This window comes from Chelatococcus sp. KU-N122 (assembly GCF_055391085.1).
Genome location: NZ_AP043981.1, coordinates 281,408 through 295,333, shown reverse-complemented (window position 1 = coordinate 295,333; position 13,926 = coordinate 281,408). Strand labels below are relative to the sequence as shown.

11 protein-coding genes are annotated in these 13,926 nt (G+C 68.6%); 5 read left to right on the top strand and 6 right to left on the bottom strand.

The window, feature by feature from the left end; genetic code table 11:
• Nucleotides 1-6: 6 nt before the first annotated feature.
• From ACZ5PO_RS01325 to ACZ5PO_RS01315, 3 genes are all read right to left on the bottom strand, one after another.
• On the bottom strand, nt 7-957 hold the full coding sequence (locus ACZ5PO_RS01325) for a helix-turn-helix domain-containing protein (protein WP_464189470.1): 951 nt from the start codon (nt 955-957) through the stop codon (nt 7-9).
• A 98-nt stretch (nt 958-1,055) separates the two neighbouring features.
• Entirely contained in the window at nt 1,056-1,772 is a 717-nt protein-coding gene (locus ACZ5PO_RS01320; RefSeq protein WP_464189467.1) for a DUF1013 domain-containing protein, read from the bottom strand.
• 211 nt (nt 1,773-1,983) lie between these two features.
• Nucleotides 1,984-3,000, bottom strand: coding sequence for an NAD(P)H-quinone oxidoreductase (locus ACZ5PO_RS01315; RefSeq protein WP_464189465.1), 1,017 nt, complete (start codon nt 2,998-3,000; stop codon nt 1,984-1,986).
• 129 nt (nt 3,001-3,129) lie between these two features.
• Between ACZ5PO_RS01315 and ACZ5PO_RS01310 the strand changes: the two genes are divergently transcribed.
• From ACZ5PO_RS01310 to ACZ5PO_RS01290, 5 genes are all read left to right on the top strand, one after another.
• Entirely contained in the window at nt 3,130-3,327 is a 198-nt protein-coding gene (locus tag ACZ5PO_RS01310) for a DUF1192 domain-containing protein (protein ID WP_464189463.1), read from the top strand.
• Nucleotides 3,328-3,340: 13 nt separating this feature from the next.
• Nucleotides 3,341-3,976, top strand: coding sequence for a DsbA family protein (locus ACZ5PO_RS01305; protein ID WP_464189461.1), 636 nt, complete (start codon nt 3,341-3,343; stop codon nt 3,974-3,976).
• A 367-nt stretch (nt 3,977-4,343) separates the two neighbouring features.
• A complete protein-coding gene (gene rpsA / locus ACZ5PO_RS01300; protein WP_464189459.1) occupies nt 4,344-6,068 on the top strand; it encodes a 30S ribosomal protein S1 in 1,725 nt (574 codons plus the stop codon).
• Nucleotides 6,069-6,406: 338 nt separating this feature from the next.
• Nucleotides 6,407-7,486, top strand: a complete 1,080-nt coding sequence (locus ACZ5PO_RS01295; RefSeq protein WP_464189456.1) for a helix-turn-helix transcriptional regulator — start codon at nt 6,407-6,409, stop codon at nt 7,484-7,486.
• Nucleotides 7,487-7,590: 104 nt separating this feature from the next.
• On the top strand, nt 7,591-8,661 hold the full coding sequence (locus tag ACZ5PO_RS01290; protein WP_464189454.1) for a helix-turn-helix transcriptional regulator: 1,071 nt from the start codon (nt 7,591-7,593) through the stop codon (nt 8,659-8,661).
• 174 nt (nt 8,662-8,835) lie between these two features.
• On the opposite strand, the gene ACZ5PO_RS01285 is transcribed toward ACZ5PO_RS01290, so the two are convergent.
• The 3 genes from ACZ5PO_RS01285 to ACZ5PO_RS01275 are packed head-to-tail and all read right to left on the bottom strand — an operon-like array spanning nt 8,836 to nt 13,917.
• On the bottom strand, nt 8,836-11,151 hold the full coding sequence (locus ACZ5PO_RS01285; protein ID WP_464189451.1) for a N,N-dimethylformamidase beta subunit family domain-containing protein: 2,316 nt from the start codon (nt 11,149-11,151) through the stop codon (nt 8,836-8,838).
• A 45-nt stretch (nt 11,152-11,196) separates the two neighbouring features.
• Nucleotides 11,197-11,565 carry a hypothetical protein gene (locus tag ACZ5PO_RS01280; RefSeq protein WP_464189449.1) on the bottom strand — a complete coding sequence of 123 codons (369 nt, stop codon included), beginning with the start codon at nt 11,563-11,565 and terminating at the stop codon, nt 11,197-11,199.
• A gap of 27 nt (nt 11,566-11,592) precedes the next feature.
• Entirely contained in the window at nt 11,593-13,917 is a 2,325-nt protein-coding gene (locus tag ACZ5PO_RS01275; protein WP_464189447.1) for a N,N-dimethylformamidase beta subunit family domain-containing protein, read from the bottom strand.
• Nucleotides 13,918-13,926 lie beyond the last annotated feature (9 nt).

Below are 13,926 nucleotides of genomic sequence, written 5' to 3'. Positions count from 1 at the left end.
GCCGCTTCAATGCCGAGCCGCCCGGCCGCGCGTCTCGCGCGGCGTTTCGCCGAAGCGCGCCTTGTAGTGGCGGCTGAACTGCGCCTGGTCGCCGAAGCCCCATCGATAGGCGATCTCGGCGATCGTTTCGCCGCGCAGCGGGTCGGAGATCTCCTCGCGCGCCGCTTCGAGCCGTAGCTGCCTCACCCACCGGCCGATCGTCTGGTGCTCGCTGCTGAACAGTTCGTGGAGATAGCGGACGGAGATGCCGCAGGCCGCGGCGATGGTCTCCGGCGACAGGCCGCGCGTCTGGAGGTTCTGTCGGATGAACCATTCGATGCGGCCTAGATGGGCCCGCTTGATGGTGGACTCGCGGCTCGCCAGCACGCGGTCGTCTCCCTCCAGCGCCAGGCCGAGCAGCGCGACGACGTGGCTCCCGAGCCGTGGGTGAAGGCGGGCGTTGCTTTGTCCGAGACGCTCCGGCAGCGTGCGCAGGGTGTCGAGCAGCAGACGGCCCAGGCCGCGGCTTGCATCGAAGGTGAACGGGGCGAAGCGATCGACGGAGCGGACATGGCGGCCGAGATCGCCGGCCTTGACCTTCAGCACCAGCAGCTCGTTGGCGGCGGCGTGGCCGAATTCGTAGGGCAGGTTGCCACGCTGGATGATGAACTGGTCCCGTCTGAAATTCAGATGGACGCCGTTCTGGGCAAATTCCGTTTCCGACTTCAGTGCGAAGGTGATGAGAAGCTCTTCGTCGACGAGGCGACGCAGGTGCTGCTTCTCCCGCCGGTAGCGGACCCCTTCGGTGAGGAAGTGCGACAGCGACGCGGTCGTCAGCTCCCAGCGTCGCAGGCTGCCGTCGAACCGCGCCGGATCGCGGATGTCGGCCGACAGCGGAAACAGGGTCTCGGTCACCGACCTCGACCAGTAGTCGGCCCGCTCTGCCTGGGGGATGGACGCTGCGCAATATTCGTCCATGGGATCGCAACCGGCACGTCAGGGGTCCCCGGATCTGAGGCATTTCCCGTGCCAGCTGCGCCGGGCGGCGCTGTCGCCGCCCGTGGAGAGGCGAGGGACTAGACTTCGTCGTCGTCCTCGTCGCTGCGCTTCAGGCCCTTGAGCTTGGCGAAGACCGAATCGACATCGATCTTCTCCGGGGCGCGTCGGGGCGGCTCGCGGTCGGCGAAGGGCTCGGGCTCCTCCTCGGGGGCCGTCGTGACCTCCGCCGGCAGCAGCGTCTGGCCTCCCTCCACGTCCGACGGCGGCCGGTCCTTGGCCGCCTTCGCCACTTCCATGTCGAGATCGATCTGCGAGGCGAGGCCGAGCGTGACCGGATCGAGCGGGCTCAGGTTCTGCATGTTCCAGTGGCCGCGCTCGCGGATCTGCTGGATCGTGTTCTTGGTCGTGCCGACCAGGCGCATGATCTGCGCGTCCTTGAGCTCCGGGTGGTTGCGCAGCAGCCAGAGAATGGCGTTCGGCCGGTCCTGGCGGCGCGACACCGGCGTGTAGCGCGGGCCCTTGGAGCGCTTCACCTCCGGCAGGCGGACCTTCGGGTCGGCCAGCTTGAGGCGATAGTTGGGGTCACGCTGGCCGCGCTCGATCTCCTCGCGCGTGAGCTGCCCGGTGCCGACCGGATCGAGGCCCTTGATGCCGGCCGCGACCTCGCCGTCGGCAATGCCTTTGACCTCCAGGTGATGCAGCTTGCAGAAATCGCCGATCTGCTCGAACGACAAAGAGGTGTTCTCCACCAGCCATACGGCAGTGGCTTTGGGCATCAGCGGTCCGGCGGACATGACGAAATTCCTCCGATGAAGGTCCTCGACGCGCTCCCGCGCGGAGGAAAATTGGCAAGACCCCTCTGCTGCTCCGGACCGGCTGGTCGGCCAGAGCGCGTCACCACGACTTGAGGGGAACATGTGAGGATATAGGACGTTCCGCCGCGCGAGGCAACGGAGCCACGCTCGCCGCAAGCGGTGCGCTTTGTCCCGGCCGAGCGCCGATTCCTCACGGCGTGACGGTCAGGACGATCTTGCCCACGTGCGCGCTCGATTCCATCAGCGCATGCGCCTTGTTCGCCTCGGCCAGCGGGAAGGTGGCGTGGATGACGGGCTTGATGCGGCCCGAGGCGAGCAGCGGCCACACGTTGGCCTCGAGCGCCCGCGCGATCACGGCCTTCGCCTCCACCGGCCGGGCGCGCAACGTCGAGCCCGTATGGGTCAGCCGCTTCAGCATCAGCCGGGTGAAATCCACCGTCGCCTTGGCGCCGTTGAGGAAGGCGATCTGCACGATGCGCCCGTCGATAGCCGCCGCATCGTAGTTGCGCTGGATGTAGTCGCCCCCGACCATGTCGAGGATCACCTCGGCGCCCTGGCCGTTGGTCGCCGCCTTGGTCGCGGCGACGAAATCCTGCGTGCGGTAGTTGACGGCGACGTCGGCGCCGAGCTCGCGGCAGGCGGCGCATTTGTCGTCGGAACCGGCGGTGGCGATCACCTTGGCGCCGAGCGCCTTGGCCAGCATGATCGCCGTGGTGCCGATGCCGGACGAGCCGCCGTGGATGAGAATGGTCTCTCCGGCCTTCAGGCCGCCCCGGTCGAACACGTTGGTCCAGACGGTGAAGAAGGTCTCCGGCAGCGCCGCGGCTTCGACCAGGCTGTAGCCGGAGGGCACCGGCAGGGCGTTGCTCTCGTGCACCGTCATGTACTGAGCGTAGCCGCCGCCGGCCACGAGCGCGCAGACCTGATCGCCGACCTTGAAGCGGCTCGCGCCCGGGCCGACGGCGACGACGTCGCCGGCCAGTTCCAGGCCTGGGATGTCGCTGGCGCCGGGCGGCGGCGGGTAGGCGCCCAGGCGCTGGATCACGTCGGGACGGTTGACCCCGGCGGCGGCGATGCGCACCAGGATCTCCTCCGGGCCCGGCTGGGGCACGGGACGGGTTTCCGGCCGCAGCACGTCGGGGCCGCCGGGCGTCTTGATGCCGATGGCCGTCATGGTGCTGGGAAGGGGGGTCTGATCAGCCGCCATCGCCGGAGTCTCCTCGTTGCTGTATCTGCACATGGCATGCGCCGCCGCGGCGGACAATTGGTGCCCTGATTTGATCCGAAGGGAAATGGCTTTAGGCTCTCCGGGCCGAAGGGGAGGAGGAGAGCCGCGATGACCGAATCGTTCCTGGACGACAGGCCACGTCCCAAGCCGCCGGTGCACGAGATCGGGCAGGACCTGGCAACGCTGTCGCTGGCCGAGCTCGACGAGCGCATTGCCGCGCTCACGGCCGAGATCGAGCGGCTCAAGGCGGCCCGGGCCCGCAAGGAGGCGTCGCGCAGCGCCGCCGATTCCGTCTTCAAGCTCTGAGGCGGCGCGGCCCGTGAGCGGTCCGTCGGTCGCCTTCTGGTATGATTTCGGCAGCCATTATTCGTGGCTCTCCGCCCGGCGCATGGCGTCGCTCGCCGCCGCGCGCGGCGTGGCGGTGGCCTGGGAGCCGTTCCTGCTCGGCCCGATCTTTGCGGCGCAAGGCTGGGCCACCTCGCCCTTCAACATCTATCCGGCCAAGGGCGCCCATGCCTGGCGCGATATCGAACGGCAGGCGGCGGCGCTCGGCCTGCCGCTGGTCCGGCCCGAGCCGTTCCCGCAGAATTCGCTGCTGGCCGCGCGCGTCGGGCTGGCCGTCGGCGCGGAGGGGCGGCCGGCCTTCACCGAGGCGCTCTACCGCGAGGAGTTCGAGCGCGGCCGCTCGATTTCCGATCCCGCCATCCTTGCCGAGGTTCTGGCGCCGCTCGGCCACGACGCCGCGGCGGTGCTCGGCGCAGCCGCCAGCGAGCCGATCAAGGCTGCGCTGCGGCAGCAGGGCGAGCGGGCCAAGGATCTCGGGCTGTTCGGTGCGCCGACCTTCGTGACCGCCGACGGCGAGGTGTTCTGGGGCAACGACCGCCTCGAAGCGGCGCTCGCCTGGTCGGTCGAAGGCCCACCGCCCGGCCTCGCGTCCAGGGCGCCGGCCGGTTGACGCCGGCTCGGCAGCGCTGCGACGCGACCGCCACCCATCCGCGCGCCCTGGACGCCTGCTTTCGCCTTGCTGGCATTCGGGAAAGCTTGCCGCCACCGCCTCCGCCAACTATATGAACGCTATCCGACTACGGCAGCCTTGGGCTGGCGCGACGAGGGGTGCGGTTGAGGCCGCGCCCTTTTTGTGTTGCGGGACTTTCGAAGTTCAGGCACCTAGCCGGCCACGCTCCCTCCGGCGGCCTCATGCGCCGGCCTGCCCGCAAGCTGCGGGCAGTTGTCCGACCCCCTCCGGGGCGGGCACCGCGGGTCGGGGCGCATCGCAACACCAGCCGTCGGCGCATGGATCCCGCGGGATCCCAGGAGCTTGAATGTCCGCAGTCCCATCCACCAACCGCGCCCACAGCGACGTCATCCCGTCGCGTGAAGATTTCGCCGCACTGCTCGAAGAGTCGTTCGGCCGTTCGGAAGCCCAGGAAGGCTCCGTCATTCGCGGCACCGTCGTCGCCATCGAAAAGGACGTCGCCGTCATCGACATCGGTCTGAAGACCGAAGGGCGCGTCGCTCTCAAGGAATTCACCGGCCCTGGCCGCGACCAGGAGCTGAACGTCGGCGACGAGGTCGAGGTCTATCTGGAGCGCATCGAGAATGCGCTCGGCGAAGCCGTCATCAGCCGTGACAAGGCACGCCGCGAAGAGAGCTGGGTCAAGCTCGAGCGCGCCTTCGAGAACAACGAGAAGGTGACCGGCGTCATCTTCAACCAGGTCAAGGGCGGCTACACCGTCGACCTCGACGGCGCCGTGGCCTTCCTGCCGCGCTCGCAGGTGGACATCCGTCCGGTCCGCGACGTGACCCCGCTGATGGGCGTGCCGCAGCCGTTCCAGATCCTCAAGATGGACCGCCGCCGCGGCAACATCGTCGTCTCCCGCCGTACGGTGCTGGAGGAGACGCGCGCCGAGGCCCGCTCCGAGCTCGTCGCCAATCTCGAGGAAGGCCAGGTCATCGACGGCGTGGTCAAGAACATCACCGAGTACGGTGCGTTCGTCGACCTCGGCGGCATCGACGGCCTGCTGCACGTCACCGACATGGCGTGGCGCCGCGTCAATCACCCGAGCGAGGTGGTCAACATCGGCCAGAGCGTCCAGGTCAAGATCATCAAGATCAACCACGAGACGCACCGCATCTCGCTCGGCATCAAGCAGCTGCTCGCCGACCCGTGGGAGGGCATCGCCGAGCGCTATCCGGTGAACTCGCGCCTGACCGGCCGTGTCACCAACATCACCGACTACGGCGCCTTCGTCGAGCTGGAGCCGGGCATCGAGGGCCTGATCCACGTCTCGGAGATGAGCTGGACCAAGAAGAACGTCCATCCCGGCAAGATCGTCTCGACGAGCCAGGAAGTGGACGTGCAGATCCTCGAGGTCGACCCGGTCAAGCGCCGCATCTCGCTGGGCCTCAAGCAGACCCTGCAGAACCCGTGGGAAGCCTTCGCCGAGCAGCACCCGATCGGCTCGGAGGTCGAGGGCGAGGTCAAGAACAAGACCGAGTTCGGCCTGTTCATCGGCCTCGACGGCGACGTGGACGGCATGGTGCACCTGTCGGACCTGGACTGGAACCGTCCGGGCGAGCAGGTCATCGAGGAGTTCAAGAAGGGCGACATGGTGCGCGCCCAGGTCCTCGACGTCGACGTGGAGAAGGAGCGCATCTCGCTCGGCATCAAGCAGCTGGCCGGCGACCCCTTCGTCGAGGCGGGCGACATTCGCCGCGGCCAGGTGGTCACCTGCGAGGTGCTCGAGGTGAAGGACGGCGGCCTCGAGGTGAAGCTGGTCGACAGCGACCTGACCTCGTTCATCAAGCGTGCCGAGCTCGCTCGCGAGCGGGCCGACCAGCGGCCTGAGCGCTTCGCCCCGGGCGAGAAGGTCGACGCCCGCGTCGTCCAGTTCGACCGCAAGGCGCGCCGCATCCAGCTCTCGATCAAGGCGCTGGAGATGGCCGAGGAGAAGGAGGCGATCGCCGCCTACGGCTCGACCGACTCCGGCGCGTCGCTCGGCGACATCCTCGGCGCCGCCCTGCGCAAGGCGAACGAGAAGAAGTGACGGTCGGCCGGGCCTCCGGGCCCGGCTTCCGATTCGATTGCCGGTCGGGCCGGCATCCAGGGCGGGCGACCTCGACAGAGGTCGCCCGCTTTTTTGTTCCGGCGCCGCGGGCCTCGAAGTCTGGACAGCACCTCGCCGGCGATCGTCCGCCCGCGGTCCCGCAAGGTCCTGCCCGTCAAGATGTCGCGACCCGGCCAGAAAGATCTCGCCGGGTGCTTGACTAAAACTCAAGCACCTCGAAGCCTTCGCCGCCCACAACGTTTGCGCGACAAGCGCATGACATGTCGTTAGGATTCAAGTTGCTCGTGCAACCGAGCCAATCGGGATCCGATGCGGGAATGGTGGACGTCGGCGTATCCAAGATCGAGGTCTTTCTGCCGACGCTGGCATCGGCCCGCGGCGCCGATGCACTTCTCGACGAGCACCTGTTCGATCGCGCTCGTGTGTTCACCGGCCTGATCCGCGATCTGGTGCGCTGCTCGGCCTTCAGCCTGACCGCCTGGGATCCGGTCTCCGAGACCCATCTGCATCACTCGATCGCCAGCGACGGCTATTCCGACCGGACGCTGGCCCACGTCGACGACGAATTCATCGTCGAGAACCGGGCGTTCGCCATCGCCCATTGCCGGGATCCCCGCTCACTGCGCTGGCGCGACTACCGCAAGGACTGGAATTTCGATTTTCCCGTCACCCGCAGCGCGCAGGAATATCTCGTCCCGGATGGATATCGGGAAGGCGCCACCATGTGCCTGCGCCTGCCCGACGGCCGCTACACGGGTGCCTTCCACATGAGCTGGAGCGTGGCGGCGGCGGCGACCGACGCAAGGCGCGAGATCACCGAGCGCTTCCGGCCGATCCTGGCGGAGATCTGCGACCAGTTGCGGACGCCGCGGCTGCTCGCCGAGGCCATCTCGCCCACGGCGTATGCGACGATCTTCGCCCCGGCGGGCCGGGTGTTCCGGCTGCCCGGCCGTCAGCCGGGGCCGCACCTGGGCGAAGGTGGCGCCCTGCGCCGGTTCCTGGTCGGGCAACCGCCGGCGAGAGCCAAGCAACGTTTCCTGTGGCCGGACGATGACGGCGGCTGCCATCGCGTCACCGTCACGCCCTGCCACGGCGACATCGTCCTCGTATGCCAGGAGCCGATCGCCTGGCCGTACGGTCTGTCGTTCCGCGAGTTGGAGGTTCTGCATCTCGTCGCCGACGGGGCGTCGAACCCGGAGATCGCCGAGCAGCTGTTCGTGTCGGTGAGGACCGTCTCCACGCATATCGAGCATATCCTGGCGAAGATGGGCTGTGCGTCGCGCGCCCGGCTCGCCGCCCTGGCGGCGGCCGAAGGCTGTCTGCTGCCCTGCGCCGGCTTTGCAGCCCTACGCGACGGCCGCCCGTGCGCCCGCCTACCCAGTCCTCGCCGCCGCTGAGGGGGAGGGCGCAGACGCCGCAGCGCGCGGACACGACGATGAGTGTCCGCGCCGTCCGGCAGGACATTCCTTTTTAACCGCAACGGCAACCGGCGGACCACGACATGCTGCTGGACAAGATCGAACCCCTCCTGCCGGCTCTGGCTCCGCGATCGTCGGTGCCACCGATCGGCGACGGTGATCTGGTCGACAGGGCGGTCGAGATGACGTCCCTGCTGCGGGACATCGTGCGCTGTTCGGCTTTCACGCTGACGGCGTGGGATCCGGTCGCTGATACCCACCTGCATCGCACCATCGCCAGCGACGGCTACACGCCGGAGACGCTGGTCCATGTCAACGACGACTTCGTCGCCAACAACCGCGCCTTCCTGGTCTCGCACCTCAACGATCCGCGAGCGATCCGCTGGCGCGAATGCCGTGACATCTGGAACTTCGAATTCGGTGAGACGCTGTCGGCCCGGAAGTTCCTGATCCCGGCGGGGTTTCGCGAAGGGCTGACGATGTGCCTGCGGCTGCCCAACGGCCGCTACACCGGCGCCTTCCACATGAGCTGGAGCAGTGCCGCGGCAGCCACCGACGACCGCCGCGATATCGCTGAGCGTTTCCGGCCGATCTTCGCCGAGCTCTGCGACAGGCTGCGCGGTCCCCAACTGCTGGCCGAGACGATCCCCGCCGATGCCGGTGCGATGATCTTCTATGCCTCCGGCCTGAGCTTTCCGGTCCACAACCGTCAGGCCGGCCCGCATCTGGAGGAGGGCGGCGGCCTGCGCGAGCTGCTGCTGTCGCGGCTGCTGGCGGAGCGGCCGCGCCGCTTCCTGTGGCCGGACGCCGACGGCCGCTGCCACCGGGTGTCGGTCACGCCGTGCCACGGGGAGATGTTCCTGGTCGGCGAGGAGCTCATCGCCTGGCCCTATGGCCTCTCCGTCCGCGAGATCGAGATCCTCGAGCTGGTGTCGGAGGGCCATTCGAACCCGGCCATCGCGGCGCGCCTGTTCGTCTCGACGCGGACGGTGTCGACCCATGTCGAGCACATTCTGTCGAAGATGGGGTGCACCTCGCGGGCGCGCCTCGCCGCCCTCGTAGCTGCGGAGGGGCTACGGCTGCCGCACGTGCCGTTCAGGAGCCCGGCGCGCAGAACCGGCTTTCGTTCCGGCCGGCCTCTGTCGCAACGGTGAGGGACGCGAGGAGCCGGCGGTCGACGCTTCACTGCACCGACGGCGAAGGACAGTGTGCGCGGTCGCCCCTTCCTCCTTGTGTGGTCCCCCTCCTCCGCTACGCGGGGGAGGATCAGGGCGGCCGCTGCTCTGACGTCGGCTGACAACCCACCGCTGTGGTAGCGTTGGAAAGCCCTATGCCGCCTTGTCCGTCACCGCCGTCGAGCCGGGCAGCGGCCCTGGCGTGATGAAGGTGTCCACGACATTGCCGAGCAGCCGCGAGATGTTGTTGTCGAAGCCGTTGATCGGCAGCGCCATGCCGAACGCGATCGAACCGGTGGCGAAGACGGCGCCGTTGTTGGGGGCTTCGAAATAGACCATGTCGGCGCGCAGCCGGTAGTTGTGCGTGCCGCTGAAGCCCTGGTGGGAATAGGCGCCTTCCTCGTCGTGGGCGACGTAATTGTCGGGATGGCCGCCGGAGGAGGCGATGACCTTGGCATTCGGCGGCGTGCCGAAGCTCAGCCGGTAATAGTCGATCTCGACGCCGGCGGCGCCGCCGTTGGCCAGCCCGAAGTCGCCGAGGATGTCCTCGTCGATGCCGGCGACCATCCAGGCCATGGCCGGGTCGTAGCTGTCCGGCATGCGCTGGTAGGGGCGGCTGTGGGCGAAGCCTTCGCCGGCGAAGGTGTTGCCGACCACCTTCTGGCCGTAGCGCTGGATGCGGTTCCACAGGCCGCCCATCTGGCCTGTCGTCGCCATGTAGTATTCGCCGGGCCGCGCCAGCCAGGCCTTCCAGTGGCCGCCGACCTTGCGGCATTCCATGATCCAGGGCTCGTCGTCGCGGAACGCGACGTTGCAGCAGAAGCTGTTGGCGCCCATGCAGATGAAGCGGCCACCGCCGGCGATGTAGTCCTCGGTCGCATCGAGCATGCGCTCCGAGAGATATTCGGGGTGGGTACAGTTGAGGACGCACTTGTAGGGCGCCAGCGCCGCAGCGCCTTCCAGGTGCAGGTCCTCGTCGGTCAGCACATCGTAGTCGTAGCCCTTGTGCTCGAGCCAGGCCAGGATCGACAGGTCGGCCGGGAAGTTCCACGGAAATCCGAAGGCCGAGATCCGGTATTTCGGCCGCATCGACAGCAGCGGGCGGTGGTAGCTGCTGTAGCAGACGCCGGCCCCGTCGGCGTGCGAGTCGTAGCAGCCGCCGCCGAACTCGACGTTCTTGTACATCTCGATGTCGGCATCGGTGATGACCGGCGGCTGGCCGGCCATCGGCTGCACGATCTGGCCTTCGGTGGCGAAGCGCTCGTTGGCATAGGCCAGGTAGGTTGCCGTCGCGAACAGCAGGGCGACGCGGCCCTGCGGCGTAACCGGCCGCACGAAGAAGACGACGTACTCCTCGCCGAACCTCCTCCCGTCGCCGCTGCGCAGCCGCATGGCATAGCAGCCGCTGCGCAAGGTCTCGGGCAGCTGCAGTGTCCTGGTGATCGTCCAGTTGCTGTCGATCATCGCATCGGCATGGAATTCGATGCCGCCGTACTGGTGCGGCGCCAGCAGGAAGCAGTCGTTGCGGCCGTTCCAGTTCCAGCCCGTCTGCGCCCGGACCGGACGGTTGTAGCCCCTGGCGTCGAGACAGAGCGGCCCGACGTCGGCGACGACGTCACCGATGCCGCGATCGGTATAGCCGACGGTGGTATCCCAGTAGGTGACCAGGCCCCGGCTCGGCGGCTGTCCGCCGTCCCTGATGCCGTCGAGCTCCTGGCGGGTGAGCGGGCGGTCGAAGACGCCGCAGCGGTCGATCTTGCCGGAGTAGGACTGGGAGACGAAATCGCCGCGCAGTTCGTGCCAGTCGCGCGAGCCGGCCATCAGGAACGGCGTCTCCCGCAGGTTCTTCTGGCGAAAGCGGAAGATTTCCGAGGTGTGTGACCGGTAGTCGATTGGCGTCACCTTGCCGAGCAGGCTGTTGTAGCGGTTGACGACGCCCTCCTGATAGAGCGTGGCGCGCCCCGTCCGGGCATCGAAGGTCGCCGCGACGAAGTACCAGGTCTGCCGCTGCAGCGGCACCTCGGCCTGGACGTAGTCGACCTCGTCGCCGCGGCCGACCCAGAACTCGAGCCGCCCGGTGGGGTTGATACCGAGCCCGTAGCCGCAGTTGCGCCGGTTGTCCCAGCGCCCGATCAGGCACTGGCGATGCCCGATCGTCGGCGTCGTCGGCCAGATGAAGGCGTGCAAGGTCAGGCTGCCGTCGAGCGACAGCCGGCCGCCGGGGTCGTCGACCTCCAGGAACGAGCCGACCTGGGTGAACTGCTTGTGCACGGCCCAGGTGCCGTTGGCCTCGCAGTCGATCTCCTCCTCGACGAACCCCGGCCCGTCCGGGTGCTCGTCGCCGTGGATCAGCCGGACGAGCTGCGCCTGCGTCGTCGACGTCCCGTCGGCGCTGACGTGAAACTGGATCGTCTGCCCCGGCCTGGTGGTGATCTTGTCCGTGTAGCCGAAGAGCTTGATCTGAGCCATGGCAGCCTGTCCTGATAGTTGTCTCGTCCCGGCGCGCCGCGGGGGTTAATCGGTGCCGATCAGGTCGCGCACGAACAGCACGAACAGCGCGTGGTAGGCGGCCTCGACCGTCGGGTGGCGCGTGTCGTCGACGGCGATCGGCAAGGTGCCGCGCCGGCCGCTCAGCGCGACGATGCGGTAGTCCTTGAACGGCTCGACGACCTTGATGACGTACTTGCCGCCGTTGGGCATCTGCCGGAAGTAGAGCAGCAGGCGCTCCAGCGGCTCGCTGTGCTGACCGAGCGGGTTGGCGCGATGCTCCTCGATGACCTCGGGCGTCACCAGCGATCGCAGGAACGTCCGGCGATGGTCCTCGAACCGCTCGCGGACGATGCGGTCGCGGTCGTTGGTCCGGTCCATCTCAAGTGGCAGCATGGTCGCTCTCCGGCACGGCGCTACGGATCACGCCCATTGCTTTTCCTCGCTGATCCAGGCCCAGCCGGGCAGGGCGCCGGGCTTGACGAAGGTGCCGACGACGTTGGCGAGCAGCCTGGAGGCGTTGTTGTCGAAGTTGTCGACCGGCAGCGCCTGGGCGAACGCCGCCGAGCCGCACGAGAACACCGCGCCGTTGTTGGGGGCGGTGAAGAAGGCCATGTCGGCGTGCACGCGCCAGTCGTGGGAGCCATACAGGCCGAGAAAAGCGTAGTGCACGAGCTGCTGGTTGACGACGTAGGTGTCGGTGTGGCCGCCCGACGAGGCGATGATCCGGGTGTGCGGCGGCGTGCCGAGATTGAGGTCGTAGGCGTCGAGGCCGAGGCCGGCGGCGGCGCCGTCGGCGAGGCCGGTGTCGCCCAGGATCTCGCCGTCGATGCCCTTGGTGATCCACGACACCGTGCGGTGATAGCTGTCGGGCATGCGCCGGTAGAACTCGCTGCGCCCGGCGCCCTGGGCGCTCAGGCCGACGCCGACGAGCTTCTGCGAGGCGCGGCCCAGAACCTTCCAGGGGCCGCCGCGGATGCCGTCCGAGGCCAGGTAGTGCTCGCCGTAGCGTGCCGCCCAGGTCTTGTAACCGTCGTCGCGCCGGCGGCACTCCATGATCCACGGCTCGCCGTCGCGGACGCCGGCGGTGCTGTTGAAGCCGAAACCGCCCGCGTAGACGTAGCGTCCGCCGGCGGCGATATAGTCCTCCGCCGCGTCGAGCATGGCCTCCGAGACGTATTCGGGCCGGGTTCCGCTGATCACGCAGGCATAGGGGGCGAGCGCCGCCGCCCCCTCGGTATGCAGGTCCTCGTCGGTCAGCACGTCGTAGCCGTAGCCCTGGTGCTCGAGCCAGGCGACGATCGATAGGTCCGCGGCGAAGCCCGACGGCAAATTGGTGCTCGGCATGCGCGCCTTGGGGCGCATGTTGAGGAGCGGCCGGTGGTAGGAGCTGTAGCAGACGCCGCGGCCGTCCGCGTGCAGGTCGTAGGTCGAGAGCCCGAGCTCGGGCCGCCCGTAGAGCGCGACGTCGGCGTCGGCGAGCACCGGCGGCTGGCCGACGACGGCCTGGCGCTCGCTGTCGTCGAAGCTGAGGCGCTCGTTGCCGTAGGCCATGTAGGTGGTGGTCGGCATGACGACGGCGATCCGGGCGCGCGGCAGCGCCGGCCGGACGAAGAACACCACATGCTCCTCGTGCCGTGCCGCGGCGCCGCCGACGCGCAGGCGCATGGCGTAGCAGCCGCTGCGCAGCGTCGCCGGCAGCGTGACCTGCCGCGTGACCGGCCAGCGGCAGTCGGTCAGCGCATCGCCGTGGAACTCGATGCCGCCGAACTGCTCGGGCGCCGAGCGGAAGCAGTCGACGCGCCCGTCCCAGTTCCAGCCCGTCATGCCGCGTACCGGCCGGTTGTGGCCGACGGCATGCAGGCCGGACGGTCCGATATCGACCACCTCGTCGCCGATGCCCCGCTCGGTGTAGCCGGCCGCGGTGTCCCAGAACGCAATCAGCCCGTCGGGCGGCGGCGTATTACCGTCCTGGATCGCGGCGATCTCCGCTTCGGTCAGCGCGCGGTCGAAGACGCCGCAGCGATCGATCTTGCCCCAATAGGTGTCGGAGACGAACGGTCCGCGCACGGCATCCCGGTCGCTGCAGCCGGCGACGATGAACGGCGTATCGGGCGCGGCGGCCGGCGCTCGGGCGCCCGGCTCGACGCGCCGCGCCCGGGTCTCGATCAGGGCCACCTTGCCGACCAGGCTGTTGTAGCGGCCGACGACACTGTCGTGATGCAGCGACAGGTTGCCAGTCGCCAGGTCGAGACGCCCGACGACGAGGTACCACACCTGCATCTGCAGCGGCACCGGCGAGCGCACGCGCGTGGCCGCCCCGTCGCCGTGCCCGATCTCGAGTTCCAGATGGCCGGCGGCATCGATGGCCAGGCGGTAGCCGCCCTGCGTGCCCCTGTCCCAGCGCGACAGGATGCTCTGCGGCACCCCCGATGCCGGCCAGTTCGGATAGATGAAGGCGACCAGGCTGAGGCTGCCGGTGAGCGCCAGCCGCGCCTGCGGATCGGCCACGGTGAGGAACGAGCCGACCTGTGTCGGCTGGTGGCCGACGGTCCAGGTATCGTTGGCCTGGCAGGCCACCTCTTCCTCGATGAAGCCGGGACCAGCGGGGTTCTGGTCGCCGTGGATCAGGCGGACGAGCTGCGCCTCCGCCTCGCCCGTGCCCTCGGCGCTCACATGCACCGCGACCGTCTCGCCTGCCTTCACGGAGATCCTGTCGGTGTAACCGAAGATCCTTGCGTCCGTCATGGGTGACCG